This is a genomic window from Pseudomonas mosselii (assembly GCF_019823065.1).
Lineage (GTDB): Bacteria > Pseudomonadota > Gammaproteobacteria > Pseudomonadales > Pseudomonadaceae > Aquipseudomonas > Aquipseudomonas mosselii.
In genome coordinates this window covers 4,572,123-4,585,048 of sequence record NZ_CP081966.1, presented here as the reverse complement: position 1 = coordinate 4,585,048, position 12,926 = coordinate 4,572,123, and the positions used below count along the sequence as shown (strand labels likewise).

Sequence of the window (12,926 nt, the reverse complement as noted above, 5' to 3'; positions counted from 1 at the left end):
ACTAATCTCACCTCCATCGAATCGCCACCCTTTACCGCCGATGGAGGCAGCCCATGTCCCGCGTACTGATCATCGAAAGCAGCGCCCGCCAGCAGGATTCCGTTTCCCGTCAACTGACCCTGGACTTCATCCAGCAATGGCAAGCGGCGCATCCGGCCGACGAGATCAAGGTGCGCGACCTGGCGGTGAACCCCGTGCCGCACCTGGACGCCAACCTGCTTGGCGGCTGGATGAAGCCTGAGGAACAGCGCAGCGCCGCCGAGCGTGAGGCGCTGGCGCGTTCCAACGTGCTGACCGACGAACTGCTGGCCGCCGACGTGCTGGTGATGGCCGCGCCGATGTACAACTTCACCATCCCCAGTACCTTGAAAGCCTGGCTGGACCACGTGCTGCGCGCCGGCATCACCTTCAAGTACACCCCGACCGGGCCGCAGGGCCTGCTCAACGGCAAGCGCGCCATCGTCCTGACCGCCCGCGGCGGCATCCATGCCGGTGCCAGCAGCGACCACCAGGAACCCTACCTGCGCCAGGTGATGGCCTTCATCGGTATCCACGATGTGGACTTCATCCACGCCGAAGGCCTGAACATGAGCGGCGAGTTCCACGAGAAGGGCCTGAACCAGGCCAAGGCAAGACTGGCCGCGGTGGCCTGAGCCGCGACGAATTCCCAACCCTGACACCTTGTTGCTCCTTTGGGTGTGCCTGCCCGGCCAGTTCATGGCCGGGCTTTTTTATGCCGACCTCATGCCTTGCGCTCCCACAAGGGCAAATGCAAACCATGAATGTTCTGCAAGGCAGTTGCTCTCACAGAGAAAACACTGCTTTCAAGGCCTGTGATAGTGGGCTTGCCAGCGAAGAGGCTTTTACTGCCCCCACAACCCCCATGGTTGAACTGCCCAGGCCCAACCCGCTAAGGTCCCCGCCTTGATCCACGAGGGCCAACCATGGGCTACCTGATAATCGTCGCGCTGATCCAGGCGTACTCCTTCAACCTGATCGGCGAATACCTGGCCGGCCACGTCGACAGTTACTTCGCCGTGCTGGTCCGGGTGCTGCTGGCCGGGCTGGTGTTCCTGCCACTGACCCGCTGGCGCCAGGTCGAGCCGCGTTTCATGCGCGCGATGCTGCTGATCGGCGCGCTGCAGTACGGCATCACCTATGTCTGCCTGTACCTCAGCTTCCGCGTGCTGACGGTGCCGGAAGTACTGTTGTTCACCATCCTTACCCCGCTGCATGTCACCTTGATCGAGGATGCCCTGAACCGGCGCTTCAACCCCTGGGCGCTGCTTGCTGCCCTGGTGGCGGTGGCCGGCGCGGCGGTGATCCGCTTCGACACGGTCACCGGTGAGTTCTTCATCGGTTTCCTGTTGCTGCAACTGGCCAACTTCACCTACGCCGCCGGCCAGGTGCTGTACCGCCACTTGGTGGCCCGCCACCCCAGCGACCTGCCGCACTATCGCCGGTTCGGCTATTTCTACCTGGGCGCGTTGCTGGTGGTGTTGCCGGCCTTCCTACTGTTCGGCAATGCCCAGCACCTGCCGAGCACCGACACCCAGTGGCTGGTGCTGCTGTTCCTGGGCCTGTGTCCGACGGCGCTAGGGCTGTACTGGTGGAACAAGGGCGCTTGCCTGGTCTCTGGCGGCACCCTGGCGGTCATGAACAACCTGCATGTGCCGGTGGGCCTGCTGCTCAACCTGCTGATCTGGAACCAGGACGAACCGCTTGGGCGCCTGGCCATTGGCGGTTCGGTGATCCTGGCATCGGTATGGCTGAGCCGCTTGGGTGGTCCGCGTGCAGGGCTGCCAGGGGCCGCCTCGTCGCGCTGAGGTATCTGCACGAGACGAAGGCGCCCGGCGCCTTTGTCATTCACGGGGGCAATACCAAGGCAGGCTTTGCCCGGCCGACGGTGGCAGGCAAGATGGACGCAGGCGGCTCAAGATCGCCCGTTCCGACAATGGATTTGCCTGACACTACAAGGAAGAGACCGTGAACCTTGACCTGACCGACCTGAAACTGTTCATCAAGATCGCCGAGTCCCCCAGCCTGACCCAGGGCGCCAAGCGTGCATGCCTCTCGCCTGGGGCCGCCAGCATGCGCATCAAGTCGATGGAAACCGAGCTTGGCGAGGGGCTTTTTCATCGCCAGCACAAAGGGCTGGTGCTGACCCTGGCAGGTCAGCGGTTGTTGATCCATGCCCGCAAGATCCTGCGCCAGCTGGAAGTGCTCAAGGCCGAATTCGACCACCGCGAAGAGCCTGACGGAGCAAGCATGCGCATGTATGTCGCAGGCTTCAGCGCATTCGAGTCGACCCAGCGCCGGCTGGTGCGCTATCTCGCCGATCACGCCAATGTCGCCATCGACCTGCAGCAACGCACGACCGGGGATATCGTTCGCGGCATTCGCGAGGGCGCCGTCGACATGGGCGTGGTGCTCGGCAGCGACCCTGTGGAGGGTTGTGCCTCGATCGCCCTGCCGGTGCTCAACTATGTGGCGGTGCTGCCCAGGCATCACGCATTGGCCGTCAGCGCCTCATTGCGCCTGGGCGACGTGCTGCGCCACCCCCAGGTCGGGTTGGCGAGTGACAGTGCACTGTGCCGACTGATCGAGCAGCAGGCCGATATCGATGGCCTCGCGGCCCAGTTCAGGATCAAGGTGTCCGGCGCCGAGTCGCTATGCCGGATGATTGCCGAAGGAGTCGGTATCGGTATCGCATCGGATGCGGCGGTGCAGCCTTATCTCGATGGCTGTGGCCTGGTGGCCCGACGCCTCGACGAAACCTGGGCGCGCCAGCAGCACATGATGCTGGTCAGGCATTTCGAGCGCATGCCACGGCATGTCACCGAGCTGGTTTCCTACCTGAGTGCCGCCTGAGCAAGCTTGGCAAAGGGGCCGCGCTGCGGCCCCGATGGGGTGGTCATCGTGTGCCGGGCACCAGGCTGAGGATTTCATCGATGGGCATGCAGGCCGGCTCGATCTCATAGGCCCGGTCGTGCTCGAGGATGCTGGTGGCGACCTGGCGCATGGCCGAGTAGGCGCCGCGCAGCATGTGGTTGGCGTAGATCACCGCATTGAAACCGGCATCAGCCAGGCACGAGAAGGTCAGTTGCGGGTAGCTGGTCGGCACGCAGACCAGGGGTGTGTGCGGGTGGGTCTGCTTGAAGCGGCGGGCGAATTCGAGGATTTCCTCGCCCGTGCTCTTGCGGCTGTGGATCATGATGCCGTCGGCGCCGGCCTCGGTGTAGGCGCGACAGCGTGCGAGGGCGTCATCCAGGCCTTTTTCCAGGATCAGGCTCTCGCAGCGGGCGAAGATCATCATCGAACCCTCCAGGCGATGCTGGGTGCCGACCCTGATCTTGTCGCAGAAGAGTTCGACGGTTTCCTGCTCCTGATGCACGCTCAGGCCCAGCAGCGAGTTTTTCTTCAGCCCGCATTTGTCTTCGATGACAATCGCCGACACCCCGGCGCGGGCCAGCCACTGCACATGGATGGCGAAATGCTCGATCTTGCCGCCGGTGTCGGCGTCGTAGATCAGCGGCAGGTCGCAGACCGCGAGAATTTCGTTCAGCCGTTCCAGGCGGTCGCTGGGCGAGAGGATCTCGATGTCCGGCAGGCAGCGCTGGGTCGAGTCGGTCAGCGAGCTGGACCAGATGGCATCGTAGCCCAGGCTGGTGTCGCCGGCGCCGAGGCGCACGCTCTTGGCCAGCATGGCCGAGATCGGGCTGTGTGCCTCGAGTACCCGCAGGCAGGCTTTTTCACTGAACAACTGGCGCAGGTCGATGCGTGCGTCACGCTTGATCACGTTCATATGCCTCATCCCTGTTGTGAGGTGTTCGTCAGGCGGCGAGCACCGACTCCATCTTGTTCAGGTGCTCGCAGGCTCTTTTCACGTATTCGTAGGACAGTGCCTCGATGCGTGCGTGGTCCAGTGCCTGGCGGGTGGCGCGGCAGTAGAGTTCGAGGGCGCTGGTGGCATGGAAGAAATGCTGCGCCTCGACCGCGCCGCAATGCACGCTGAGGAACGAAGCGATGCGATGCGCCTCGCCCGGCGTCTTGCCTTGCGCCTCCTTGAGCCAGTCCTTCCACAGGGGCGTCATCACGTTGTACTCCCCGGTATTGAACAACTCGGTCATCGCCATCATCTCGATGGCCTCGACCAGTTGCGGGGCGAGCGGACGCTTGCTGCCCACCCAGGTGGAGAATTCCTTGGTCACCGGGTTCAGGTAGCGGTCCTGCAGGCGCCAGTCCTCCGAGCCGCAGATGGCGGTGGCCATGCGCGCATACAGCTTGGAATGGTGCGGGTGGCCGTGCATTTCGCCCAGGCCGATGTCCTCGACGATGATCTCGCCGCAGTGACGGGCGGCGTCCAGCAATAGCAGCCGGGCCTGGGGATCGTCGATGGCCTCGGACTCCTGCAGCAAGCGCACGATGATGCTTGATACCGCATGGGCGGCACCGTCCGGGCTGCGCCAGCCACAGAAGAAGGTGCACAGGCTTTCCCGTGACCAGGGTTTGGCGGTGATGCGCTGGTAGGTATCGAGGTAGTCCTCCAGCAGGTCGGCGTGTACCTCGAAGCCTTTTTTCAGGGCGCTGGCCAGCCGTTTGTCCTGCACATCGGTCAGGGCCTGGTCGACGAATGACAGCATGAAATCCGTTTTCTTCATGTCATGTTCTCGCGGGTGGTGGAAAGTCCGGGGTCAGGCAAGCGTTGCGATAAAGTCGGTGAAGCGGCCCAGGCCCTCCTCGAGGTCCTGCGGGCTTACCGAATAGGACAGCCGCACGGCGCACGGGTCGCCATTGCTGCAGCCGGGCACCAGGGCGATGCGCGCCTCGGTCAGCAACAGCTCGCAGAGGTGGCTGGCGTCGCGGATCGCCTCGCCCCGGTAGCGCATGCCGAGCAGGCGGGCGATATCCAGGTAGAGGTAGAACGCGCCCTGGGGTGGCGAAAAACGGATGGACTCAAGCTTGCCGAGCAGCGCCGTGGCGACAGCCAGCTGCCGATCGAGCTGGGCATTGACTTCGGCACCGAACTGCCGCGCGCCGTCGCCATCCAGGGCGTTGAGCGCCGCGTACTGGGCCAGGCTGCTGGGATTGGAGGTGGTGTGGGCCTGCAGGTTGTGCATGGCCGTGACCACTGCCTTCGGCGCACAGGCATAGCCCAGGCGCCAGCCCGTCACTGCCTGGCTCTTGGAGAACGAGTCGATGATGATGGTCGAGGCCTTGAGCTCGGGCAGCAGCGCGACCAGGTTGTGGTGCTGCTGGCCATTGCGCAGCAGGCTGCGATAGCACTCGTCGAAGATCACCCAGAGCTTGTGTTCCAGGGCCAGTTCACCGATGGCGAGCAGTTCCCGCGGGTCATAGACCACCCCAGTGGGGTTGTTGGGGGTGTTGATGATGATCGCCTTGCTGCGCGGCGACAGGGCGGCCTTGACCGCCACGGCGCGCAGGCTGTGGTTGTCGCCCTTGGTGTCGACGAATACCGGACGGGCGCCGGCCAGTTCGACCTGGGTGGGGAAGGTTTCCCAGTAAGGACGCGGTATGATCACTTCATCACCCGGGTCGAACAGCACCATGGCGCTGTTGAACAGGGCTTGCTTGGCACCGCTGGACACGGCGATCTCATCGGCGCCGTAGTCGACGCCCAGGCGCTGGCTGACGCTGCTGGCCAGGGCTTGGCGCAGCCGCGGATTGCCCAGGGGCGGGGTGTAGCGGTTCCACTGTTCGTGGACCGCCGCGATGGCGCCGTGGCGCATGTCCGGAGCGGCGTCGCTGGACAGCTCGCCGGCGGCGAAGTTGATGACCTTGATGCCGGCGTCACGCAGGGCGTTGGCCTTGCTGCGCATGCTCGAGGTGCCGGGCGCGCTGATACGCGCGGATCGTTGCGACAGTCCGTTGCTCATGGTTGACGTCCTTGTTGTTCTTGATCTGGACCGATATTGCGGATCAGCGGCGTGGCAGGCCCTTCATGCCGTTGTAGATCACCAGGCACAGCGGCAAGGTCAGCAGCAGCACGCAGGCCAGCACCACCAGGCCCTCGGTGACGCCGGCCTGGTCGGATATCGCGCCGATCAGCACCGGGGCGAGGGCGCCGCCACCCACTGTGCCGGTGTAGAACCAGGCGAATACCCGGTCGCGCCGGTCCCGTGGGGCGAAATCCGGAACCAGGCCGCCAAGTACCGACGAGGTGCCGTTCAGCGCCACGCCGATCAGCGGCATCACCAGCATCAGGGCGCCAAAGGGTAATACCAGTGCCAGCAGGATCAGCAGCGCGGTCAGCACTTCCGTGCAGATCACCGTGCGCACCGGCCCCAGGCGTGCGCCCAGGTAGCCGCAGAACAGCTTGCCGAAGGCGCCGCCGATGAACAGCAGGGCCAGGGCCAGGCCGATGTGCTCGGTGTTGGCGCCCTTGCTCTGCAGCAGGAACGGCAGGAAGGTCAAAAAGCCCATGCGCACGCCGCTGTCGATGCTGCCGGTGGCGATCAGCGCCATCAGGCCGGCTGGCGTGCCGGTCGCGTCGGCGACCTTGGTCTTCTTGCTGGCGGTTTCGTGGGCCTGGTTCTTCGGCATCAGCCACCACAAGGCGAAGGCGGCGGCGATGCCGAGCACGCCGAGCAGGGTGGCGTTGGTCTGCCAGGAGATGTAGACCAGCACCAGCCCGGTCAGGCCAGGGATGATCGCTTTGCCGATATCCCCGGCGAAGTTGTACTGGGCCAGCGCCTGCTTGACCCGCCCGCTGCCCTCGTAGGCGTCGGACACCAGCGCCGAAGCCAGCGGGTGTTGGGTGCTGGCGCCGAGGCCACCGATCATCAGCGCCAGCAACAGCAGATTGATGTCCGTGGCCTGGGCTGCCAGCAGGTAGGCGAAGCCCGCCAGGGCGGTGCCCCTGACAAGCAGGGTTTCGCGCCCCCATTTGCGCGCGCCGCGGCTGGCCAGCAACTGGAAACCGGCCATCATCCCGGCGTAGGCGCCGCGCAGCAGGCCGACCTGGGCATAGCTCAGGCCGAAGGCGGCCTGCCAGATAGGCAGCAGCACATAGATAACGTCGGTGAGGCCATCGTGCACGCCATGGGCCAGGCTGCCGGCGGCCAGTGCCTTGCGGCGGTTGGCCGGATCGCTGCGGTCCGGTTCGTCGAGTGGTTTTTCCAGGGAGATGTCCTGACGCATCGCTTGCTCGCAGTCCTTTGTCCGATACCGTGCCGCCTGTCATTGGAGGCGACCTGTTCGCTGCAGGTTAGGAGAAGCGGGGAGAGGCGGGTATTCGTATTTCTCGAAGGCCGGCGTTTAATAATTCTGAAATACTTGTAACTAATTGTTTCTTTGCGCTTTGTGAGAACACAAGGCCATTGTGCGCAGCTGAAAAAACTTTCCGTTCGTCAGCGATCCATGGGAGCGGGCTTGCCCCGCGATGGCCGTGCCAGCCTTTTCGCGGGACAAGCCCGCTCCCATGCACACCCAAGATCAGGCTTCGTCGAACTCCCGCATCGAGGTCACCAAAGGCGGCCTGGCCGCCAGCCCCGCGCGCATGTCATTGCCACTCGGCTGTTGATACAGGCTCAGCCCGAACTCCGGCAGCACCGCCAGCAGGTAGTCGAAGATATCGCCCTGGATGCGCTCGTATTCGGCCCATACCGTTGTGGTGGTGAAGCAGTAGATCTCCAGCGGCACGCCTTCGGCGGTGGTCTGCATCTGGCGGACCATGCAGGTCATGTTCGGGTGCACGTTGGGGTGGTTCTTCAGGTAGGCCAGGGCGAAGGCGCGGAAGGTACCGATGTTGGTCAGCTTGCGGCGGTTGGCCGAAAGCTCCGCCACCGGGCCCAGGGCCTCGTTCCAGTGATGCAGTTCCTGGCGCTTCTGCGCCAGGTAGTCGCCCAGCAGGCGTACCTGGCCCAGGCGCTGTTCTTCGTCCGGGCTGAGGAAGCGCACGCCGGCGGCGTCGATGAACAGGCTGCGCTTGATCCGACGCCCGCCGGACTGCTGCATGCCGCGGTAGTTGCGGAACGACTCGCTCATCAGGCGCCAGGTGGGGATCGAGACGATGGTCTTGTCGAAGTTCTGTACCTTGACCGTGTGCAGGGTGATGTCCACCACGTCGCCATCGGCGCCGGCCTGGGGCATCTCGATCCAGTCGCCGACGTGCAGCATGTCGTTGCTGGTCAGTTGCACGCTGGCGACGAACGACAACAGGGTGTCCTTGTATACCAACAGCAGCACCGCCGACATGGCGCCCAGGCCCGACAGCAGCAACAGCGGCGAGCGGTCGATCAGGGTGGCGACGATGACGATGGCGGCGAAGATCCACAGCATCATCTTGGCCAGCTGCATGTATCCCTTGATCGAGCGGGTGCGGGCGTGCTCGGTGCGTGCGTAGATGTCCAGCAGCGCGTCGAGCAGGCAGGACAGGGCGCGGGTCATGAACAGCAGGGTCACCGCCAGGGCGACGTTGCCGAGGAAGTGCTGGGTGGTGGCCGACAGCTCCGGCACCAGCTTCAGGCCGAACTGCACCACCAGCGACGGGGTGGTCTGCGCCAGGCGGTGGAACACTTTGTTGTGGCGCAGGTCGTCCAGCCACCTGAGCGCCTGTTGGCGGCCGAGCAGGCGGGTGGAGTGCAGGATCAGGAAGCGGGCGAGGCGGCCGATCAGCAGCGAGACCAGCAGCAGCACGATCAGGCCGAGGGCGGCATGCAGCAGCGGATGTTGGTCGAGCGTGCCCCAGAGGTCGAGGGCGTCGCGCCAGAAGCGTTGGATGTCCATGGGCGTGAAAGCGGTCTGTGTTGCGGTATGAAGGGGTATTAGAGCGTGGATCGGCGCAAAGTTGCCAAAAGAAATTCGGTTCTGGCCACGGAAAACGTTACCCTATGCAACTGAATTTTTCGCACTTGCCCGAGGTTACCCCGTGTTTTCCCAATTCGCCCTGCACGAACGCCTGCTCAAAGCCGTGGCCGAGCTGAAATTTGTCGAGCCGACGCCGGTGCAGGCAGCGGCCATTCCCCTGGCCCTGCAAGGGCGTGACCTGCGGGTGACGGCGCAAACCGGCAGCGGCAAGACCGCCGCCTTCGTGCTGCCGCTGCTCAACCGCCTGGTCGACCGCAGCGGCCCGAGCGTGGAGATCCGTGCGCTGATCCTGCTGCCGACCCGCGAGCTGGCCCAGCAAACCCTCAAGCAAGTGAAACTGTTCTCGCAGTTCACCTACATCAAGTCGGGCCTGGTCACCGGCGGTGAAGACTTCAAGGAACAGGCCGCCATGCTGCGCAAGGTGCCGGATGTGCTGATCGGCACCCCTGGCCGTCTGCTCGAGCAGCTCAATGCTGGCAACCTGGACCTGTCGCACGTGGAGGTGCTGATCCTCGACGAAGCCGACCGCATGCTCGACATGGGCTTCGCCGAAGACATGGAGCGCCTGTGCAAGGAGTGCGAGAATCGCAAACAGACCCTGCTGTTCTCGGCCACCACCGGCGGGGCGGCCCTTCGCGATATCATCGGTAAAGTGCTCAAGGACCCCGAGCACCTGATGCTCAACAGTGTCTCGCAACTGGCCGAAGGCACCCGCCAGCAGATCATCACCGCCGACCACGACCAGCACAAAGAGCAGATCGTGCAGTGGCTGCTGGCCAATGAGACCTACCAGAAGGCAATCATCTTCACCAACACCCGTGCCCTGGCCGACCGTATCTACGGACACCTGGTGGCCAAGGAGGTCAAGGCTTTCGTCCTGCACGGCGAGAAGGACCAGAAGGACCGCAAGCTGGCCATCGACCGCTTCAAGGATGGCGGCTCCAAGGTCTTGGTGGCCACTGACGTCGCGGCTCGCGGCCTGGACATCGACGGCCTGGACCTGGTGATCAACTTCGACATGCCTCGCAGCGGTGACGAGTACGTGCACCGTATCGGTCGCACCGGCCGTGCCGGTGGCGAAGGCCTGGCGATCTCGCTGATCACCCACAACGACTGGAACCTGATGTCCAGCATCGAACGCTACCTCAAGCAGCAGTTCGAGCGCCGCGTCATCAAGGAGGTCAAGGGTACCTACAGCGGGCCGAAGAAGGTCAAGGCCTCGGGCAAGGCAGCCGGCAGCAAGAAGAAAAAGGTCGAGAAGAAGGCCGGTGGCGACAAGAAGGGTGCCGCCAAGAAGAGGCCTACCGCCAAGCCCAAGGCCAATGCGCCTCTGGCCAGCTCCGACGGCCTGGCACCACTGAAAAAGCGCAAGCCAGCCGCTGAGTAAATATCACCGGCAATGAGCCCGCCACTGCAACGGTGGCGGGTTGCTTCACCTCCTTCCCCAGGGCGCGTAGCCCATTTCCCAAACCCTGTTCAAGCCCGGGCATTTTGTCGCCTACCCGCCACACTCCTCTGGCATGTGCAGTCAAGGAGGAGTAGCGTATGTACAGCTGTAAATACGATTGTCCCGTACGATTTGAATGGGACGAGGAAAAGAACCTGCTCAACATCCGCAAGCACGGTATCGACTTCAACGACGTGCCCGAGATGTTCCGCCAGCCGATGCTGGCGTTGCGCGATGAGCGATTCGAGTACCCGGAGGCACGCTGGATCGGCATGGGCTGGATCAATGCCTGGGTCAGCCTGGTCGCCTACACCGAACGGCAGGGTGATGTGATCCGCATCATTTCCGCCAGAAGAGCCACCCGACGTGAGGTAACGCGCTATGTCGAAACCGTCCATAAACTGTGAGCAAGACCAAGCCCCGGTCGATACCTCGGACATCCCCGAACTCGACGATGACTTCTTCCGCCGCGCCGAGCTGCGAGTGCCGGCCAAGCAAACGGTGACCATCCGCCTGGACGCCGACGTGCTGGCCTGGTTCAAGGAACAGGGCGCCGGCTACCAGACCCGCATCAACCAGTTGCTTCGCCAGTACATGCAGGCCCAGCAGCGACGCTGACACTGGCGCGGTCAGGTTTTCCTTTCCGCTTCTTTAAGTTCCTGGATGCGCTTGTCGATCAACTGGCATTTGTCCGGCAAGTCCTTGCTGGCCGTTCCGAGCTCCATGTGCTGGAGCTCGTCGTTTATCTCCTTGGCCTTGCGCGGGTTCTGTTCGGTCAACTGACTGACCAGCCCTGCCAGTTCTTCTCTTTTTTGCGTGGCCTCTTCCGGTGTGCAGGCCAAGATGGGCTGTGCACAGAGCAGGGTGGCCGCGCAGATAAGGCATGGCAACGGTTTCATCCCTCGACTCCTTGTTACCAGTGGATTCAGTCCGGTGGAGGCGCCGGTCTGCCTGGAAGTTCAGTCGAGGTGATTGCTGGAAGGGTTCCTTGAAGATTTCACGGTTTTTTGGCGATATTAATTTGACGTCATGATAGTGGCTAAATAATATCTCGCGCTCTTTTTCCGTGGTCCAGGGACTGGATGATGTCTATGCGTTTTAACCGGGGGCGAGCTTGCGTGCTTGCCGCCTTGTTGGCCTGCACGGCCATGAGTACGGCCCGTGCTGCCTCGCCTGGCGACCAGGACCTGATCCGCGGAGGGTGTCAGAAATTTTGTGTTCGGGCATAACATGAGTAAGAGGTGCATGTATGCCAACCAAAAAGAAACCCTTGCGTGACCTGCCCAAAATCCCCAAAGAGCTGCTGGAGCAGTTCGGTGAGGGCCTGATGACCGCAGAGGCTATCGAGGATGCCTCTGCGGCGTTCAAGAAGGCCTTGATCGAACGCGCTCTGCACGCTGAACTTGGCCACCACCTGGGTTATCCGCCGGGCGCGCAGCGCCCAGAGGATGAAACCAACCAGCGTAACGGCAAGAGTGGCAAGACGGTTTTGACCGGCGATGGCCCGCTGCGGCTGGAAATTCCTCGTGACCGAGACGGCAGTTTTGCGCCCATTCTCATCCCCAAGCATGAGCGGCGGTACACCGGTTTCGATGACAAGATCATCGCCATGTACGCCCGTGGCATGACGGTCAGAGAGATCCGAGCCTTTCTGTCCGAGCAGTATGGAACAGAGGTCTCACCCGACTTCATCAGCTCTGTGACAGACGAGGTCATGGAAGAAATTGGCGCGTGGCAGCAGCGGCCACTGGAGCCCATGTACCCGGTCATTTTCTTCGATGCACTGCGGGTGAAGATCCGCGAAGAAGGCTTGGTGCGCAACAAGGCCATTTACTTGGCGCTGGGCGTTCTACCCGACGGGACGCGCGATATCTTGGGCATCTGGATCGAGAACACCGAGGGTGCGAAGTTCTGGATGAAGGTCTTTAACGATCTCAAGACACGTGGTGTCGAGGATGTGCTGATTGCCGTGACCGATGGCCTCAAAGGCATGCCAGAGGCTCTCAGCGCCGTGTTTCCAGAGACGACGCTGCAGACGTGCATCGTGCACCTGATCCGCAACAGCCTGGACTTTGCAGCCTGGGACAAGCGGCGGGCACTGGCCAAGGAAAAAGGGGACAGATTTATTTTCCCTGCTCTAGTTTCGATTCTGTAGTGGCGGAGGGGTCGAACAGTCATGCAGGGCAGGTCGAAACTAGAGTATAGAAAATAAATCTGTCATCTTTTGCGCTTTTGTGTGGGATTAGAGATGCAGGAGTTCGTGTTTGTGTGGGTGGGGCCAGAGCCTACTAGGATGTGGGGTGATACACCTCTATTCAATTTAGAAGATGGACGTAAGTTGCTGGATTTTTGTGAGGTGCACGATGCGGCTGTACTCGGAATTGATGGGTTTAAAGTTGTGGGATATAAAAGAATTCCTGACTTAGATTGTATTGCAGACTTTTCTTCCTTGGCGGTATCCGCCGGAAAGAGATTTCCTGCTGCGTCGAGAAAGTCAGCCAGATATTTTCTTGACACGATTTCAGGTTCTGATGTTTTTTTGGAATTCGTTCTAGTAAAAACTTGATGGCGCAAAGGGGGAGGGGCGGGGAAAAGGGGACTGATTTTTTTTCCTGCTCTAATTTCGGTGTCTTTGGATGAAGGGGCTGGT

The 12,926-nt window shown here is 62.4% G+C and carries 13 protein-coding genes and 1 pseudogene; 8 read left to right on the top strand and 6 right to left on the bottom strand.

Annotation, left to right across the window (positions count from 1 at the left end; genetic code table 11):
• Positions 1 to 53 precede the first annotated feature (53 nt).
• The 3 genes from K5H97_RS21185 to K5H97_RS21175 all read left to right on the top strand — a co-directional run bounded on the left by K5H97_RS21185 (position 54) and on the right by K5H97_RS21175 (position 2,871).
• Complete coding sequence (locus tag K5H97_RS21185) at positions 54 to 653, top strand: FMN-dependent NADH-azoreductase (protein WP_028693076.1); 600 nt, start codon at positions 54 to 56, stop codon at positions 651 to 653.
• Between the two features lie 291 nt (positions 654 to 944).
• Positions 945 to 1,826 (top strand): carboxylate/amino acid/amine transporter, encoded by an 882-nt coding sequence (locus tag K5H97_RS21180; RefSeq protein WP_028693077.1) that lies wholly within the window; start codon positions 945 to 947, stop codon positions 1,824 to 1,826.
• Between the two features lie 160 nt (positions 1,827 to 1,986).
• Entirely contained in the window at positions 1,987 to 2,871 is an 885-nt protein-coding gene (locus K5H97_RS21175) for a LysR family transcriptional regulator (protein ID WP_028693078.1), read from the top strand.
• A gap of 43 nt (positions 2,872 to 2,914) precedes the next feature.
• Here K5H97_RS21175 and aepX read toward each other — a convergent pair whose 3' ends face one another.
• The 5 genes from aepX to K5H97_RS21150 form a co-directional block, all read right to left on the bottom strand.
• Entirely contained in the window at positions 2,915 to 3,805 is an 891-nt protein-coding gene (gene aepX / locus K5H97_RS21170) for a phosphoenolpyruvate mutase (protein WP_155952737.1), read from the bottom strand.
• A gap of 28 nt (positions 3,806 to 3,833) precedes the next feature.
• Complete coding sequence (locus K5H97_RS21165) at positions 3,834 to 4,661, bottom strand: hypothetical protein (protein WP_028693080.1); 828 nt, start codon at positions 4,659 to 4,661, stop codon at positions 3,834 to 3,836.
• 33 nt (positions 4,662 to 4,694) lie between these two features.
• Positions 4,695 to 5,897: a pyridoxal phosphate-dependent aminotransferase gene (locus K5H97_RS21160; protein WP_028693081.1), complete on the bottom strand. Its 1,203-nt coding sequence runs from the start codon at positions 5,895 to 5,897 to the stop codon at positions 4,695 to 4,697.
• 43 nt (positions 5,898 to 5,940) lie between these two features.
• Positions 5,941 to 7,161: an MFS transporter gene (locus tag K5H97_RS21155; protein WP_050706791.1), complete on the bottom strand. Its 1,221-nt coding sequence runs from the start codon at positions 7,159 to 7,161 to the stop codon at positions 5,941 to 5,943.
• Between the two features lie 294 nt (positions 7,162 to 7,455).
• A complete protein-coding gene (locus tag K5H97_RS21150; RefSeq protein WP_028693083.1) occupies positions 7,456 to 8,748 on the bottom strand; it encodes a mechanosensitive ion channel family protein in 1,293 nt (430 codons plus the stop codon).
• Positions 8,749 to 8,890: 142 nt separating this feature from the next.
• On the opposite strand from K5H97_RS21150, the gene K5H97_RS21145 reads away from it, so the two are divergent.
• The 3 genes from K5H97_RS21145 (at position 8,891) to K5H97_RS21135 (ending at position 10,894) form a co-directional block, all read left to right on the top strand.
• Positions 8,891 to 10,216 carry a DEAD/DEAH box helicase gene (locus K5H97_RS21145; RefSeq protein ID WP_028693084.1) on the top strand — a complete coding sequence of 442 codons (1,326 nt, stop codon included), beginning with the start codon at positions 8,891 to 8,893 and terminating at the stop codon, positions 10,214 to 10,216.
• A gap of 158 nt (positions 10,217 to 10,374) precedes the next feature.
• The gene (locus tag K5H97_RS21140) at positions 10,375 to 10,683 is read left to right on the top strand and encodes a BrnT family toxin (RefSeq protein WP_028693085.1); all 309 of its coding nucleotides are present in this window, start codon (positions 10,375 to 10,377) and stop codon (positions 10,681 to 10,683) included.
• A complete protein-coding gene (locus tag K5H97_RS21135; RefSeq protein WP_028693086.1) occupies positions 10,658 to 10,894 on the top strand; it encodes a BrnA antitoxin family protein in 237 nt (78 codons plus the stop codon). Before K5H97_RS21140 ends, K5H97_RS21135 begins: the two co-directional genes overlap by 26 nt.
• A gap of 11 nt (positions 10,895 to 10,905) precedes the next feature.
• On the opposite strand, the gene K5H97_RS21130 is transcribed toward K5H97_RS21135, so the two are convergent.
• Positions 10,906 to 11,175, bottom strand: coding sequence for a hypothetical protein (locus tag K5H97_RS21130; protein WP_028693087.1), 270 nt, complete (start codon positions 11,173 to 11,175; stop codon positions 10,906 to 10,908).
• Between the two features lie 350 nt (positions 11,176 to 11,525).
• On the opposite strand from K5H97_RS21130, the pseudogene K5H97_RS21125 reads away from it, so the two are divergent.
• Positions 11,526 to 12,380 (top strand): annotated as a pseudogene (locus K5H97_RS21125) (IS256 family transposase); the annotation flags it as partial.
• Positions 12,381 to 12,524: 144 nt separating this feature from the next.
• The gene (locus K5H97_RS21120) at positions 12,525 to 12,842 is read left to right on the top strand and encodes a hypothetical protein (protein ID WP_155952691.1); all 318 of its coding nucleotides are present in this window, start codon (positions 12,525 to 12,527) and stop codon (positions 12,840 to 12,842) included.
• The last annotated feature ends 84 nt before the right edge of the window (positions 12,843 to 12,926 follow it).

Coding starts and splice junctions, on each gene's coding strand:
- K5H97_RS21185 (WP_028693076.1), top strand. CDS start 54: ATGTCCCGCGTACTGATCATCGAAAGCAGCGCCCGCCAGCAGGATTCC.
- K5H97_RS21180 (WP_028693077.1), top strand. CDS start 945: ATGGGCTACCTGATAATCGTCGCGCTGATCCAGGCGTACTCCTTCAAC.
- aepX (WP_155952737.1), bottom strand. CDS start 3,805: ATGAACGTGATCAAGCGTGACGCACGCATCGACCTGCGCCAGTTGTTC.
- K5H97_RS21165 (WP_028693080.1), bottom strand. CDS start 4,661: ATGAAGAAAACGGATTTCATGCTGTCATTCGTCGACCAGGCCCTGACC.
- K5H97_RS21160 (WP_028693081.1), bottom strand. CDS start 5,897: ATGAGCAACGGACTGTCGCAACGATCCGCGCGTATCAGCGCGCCCGGC.
- K5H97_RS21155 (WP_050706791.1), bottom strand. CDS start 7,161: ATGCGTCAGGACATCTCCCTGGAAAAACCACTCGACGAACCGGACCGC.
- K5H97_RS21150 (WP_028693083.1), bottom strand. CDS start 8,748: ATGGACATCCAACGCTTCTGGCGCGACGCCCTCGACCTCTGGGGCACG.
- K5H97_RS21140 (WP_028693085.1), top strand. CDS start 10,375: ATGTACAGCTGTAAATACGATTGTCCCGTACGATTTGAATGGGACGAG.
- K5H97_RS21135 (WP_028693086.1), top strand. CDS start 10,658: ATGTCGAAACCGTCCATAAACTGTGAGCAAGACCAAGCCCCGGTCGAT.
- K5H97_RS21130 (WP_028693087.1), bottom strand. CDS start 11,175: ATGAAACCGTTGCCATGCCTTATCTGCGCGGCCACCCTGCTCTGTGCA.
- K5H97_RS21120 (WP_155952691.1), top strand. CDS start 12,525: ATGCAGGAGTTCGTGTTTGTGTGGGTGGGGCCAGAGCCTACTAGGATG.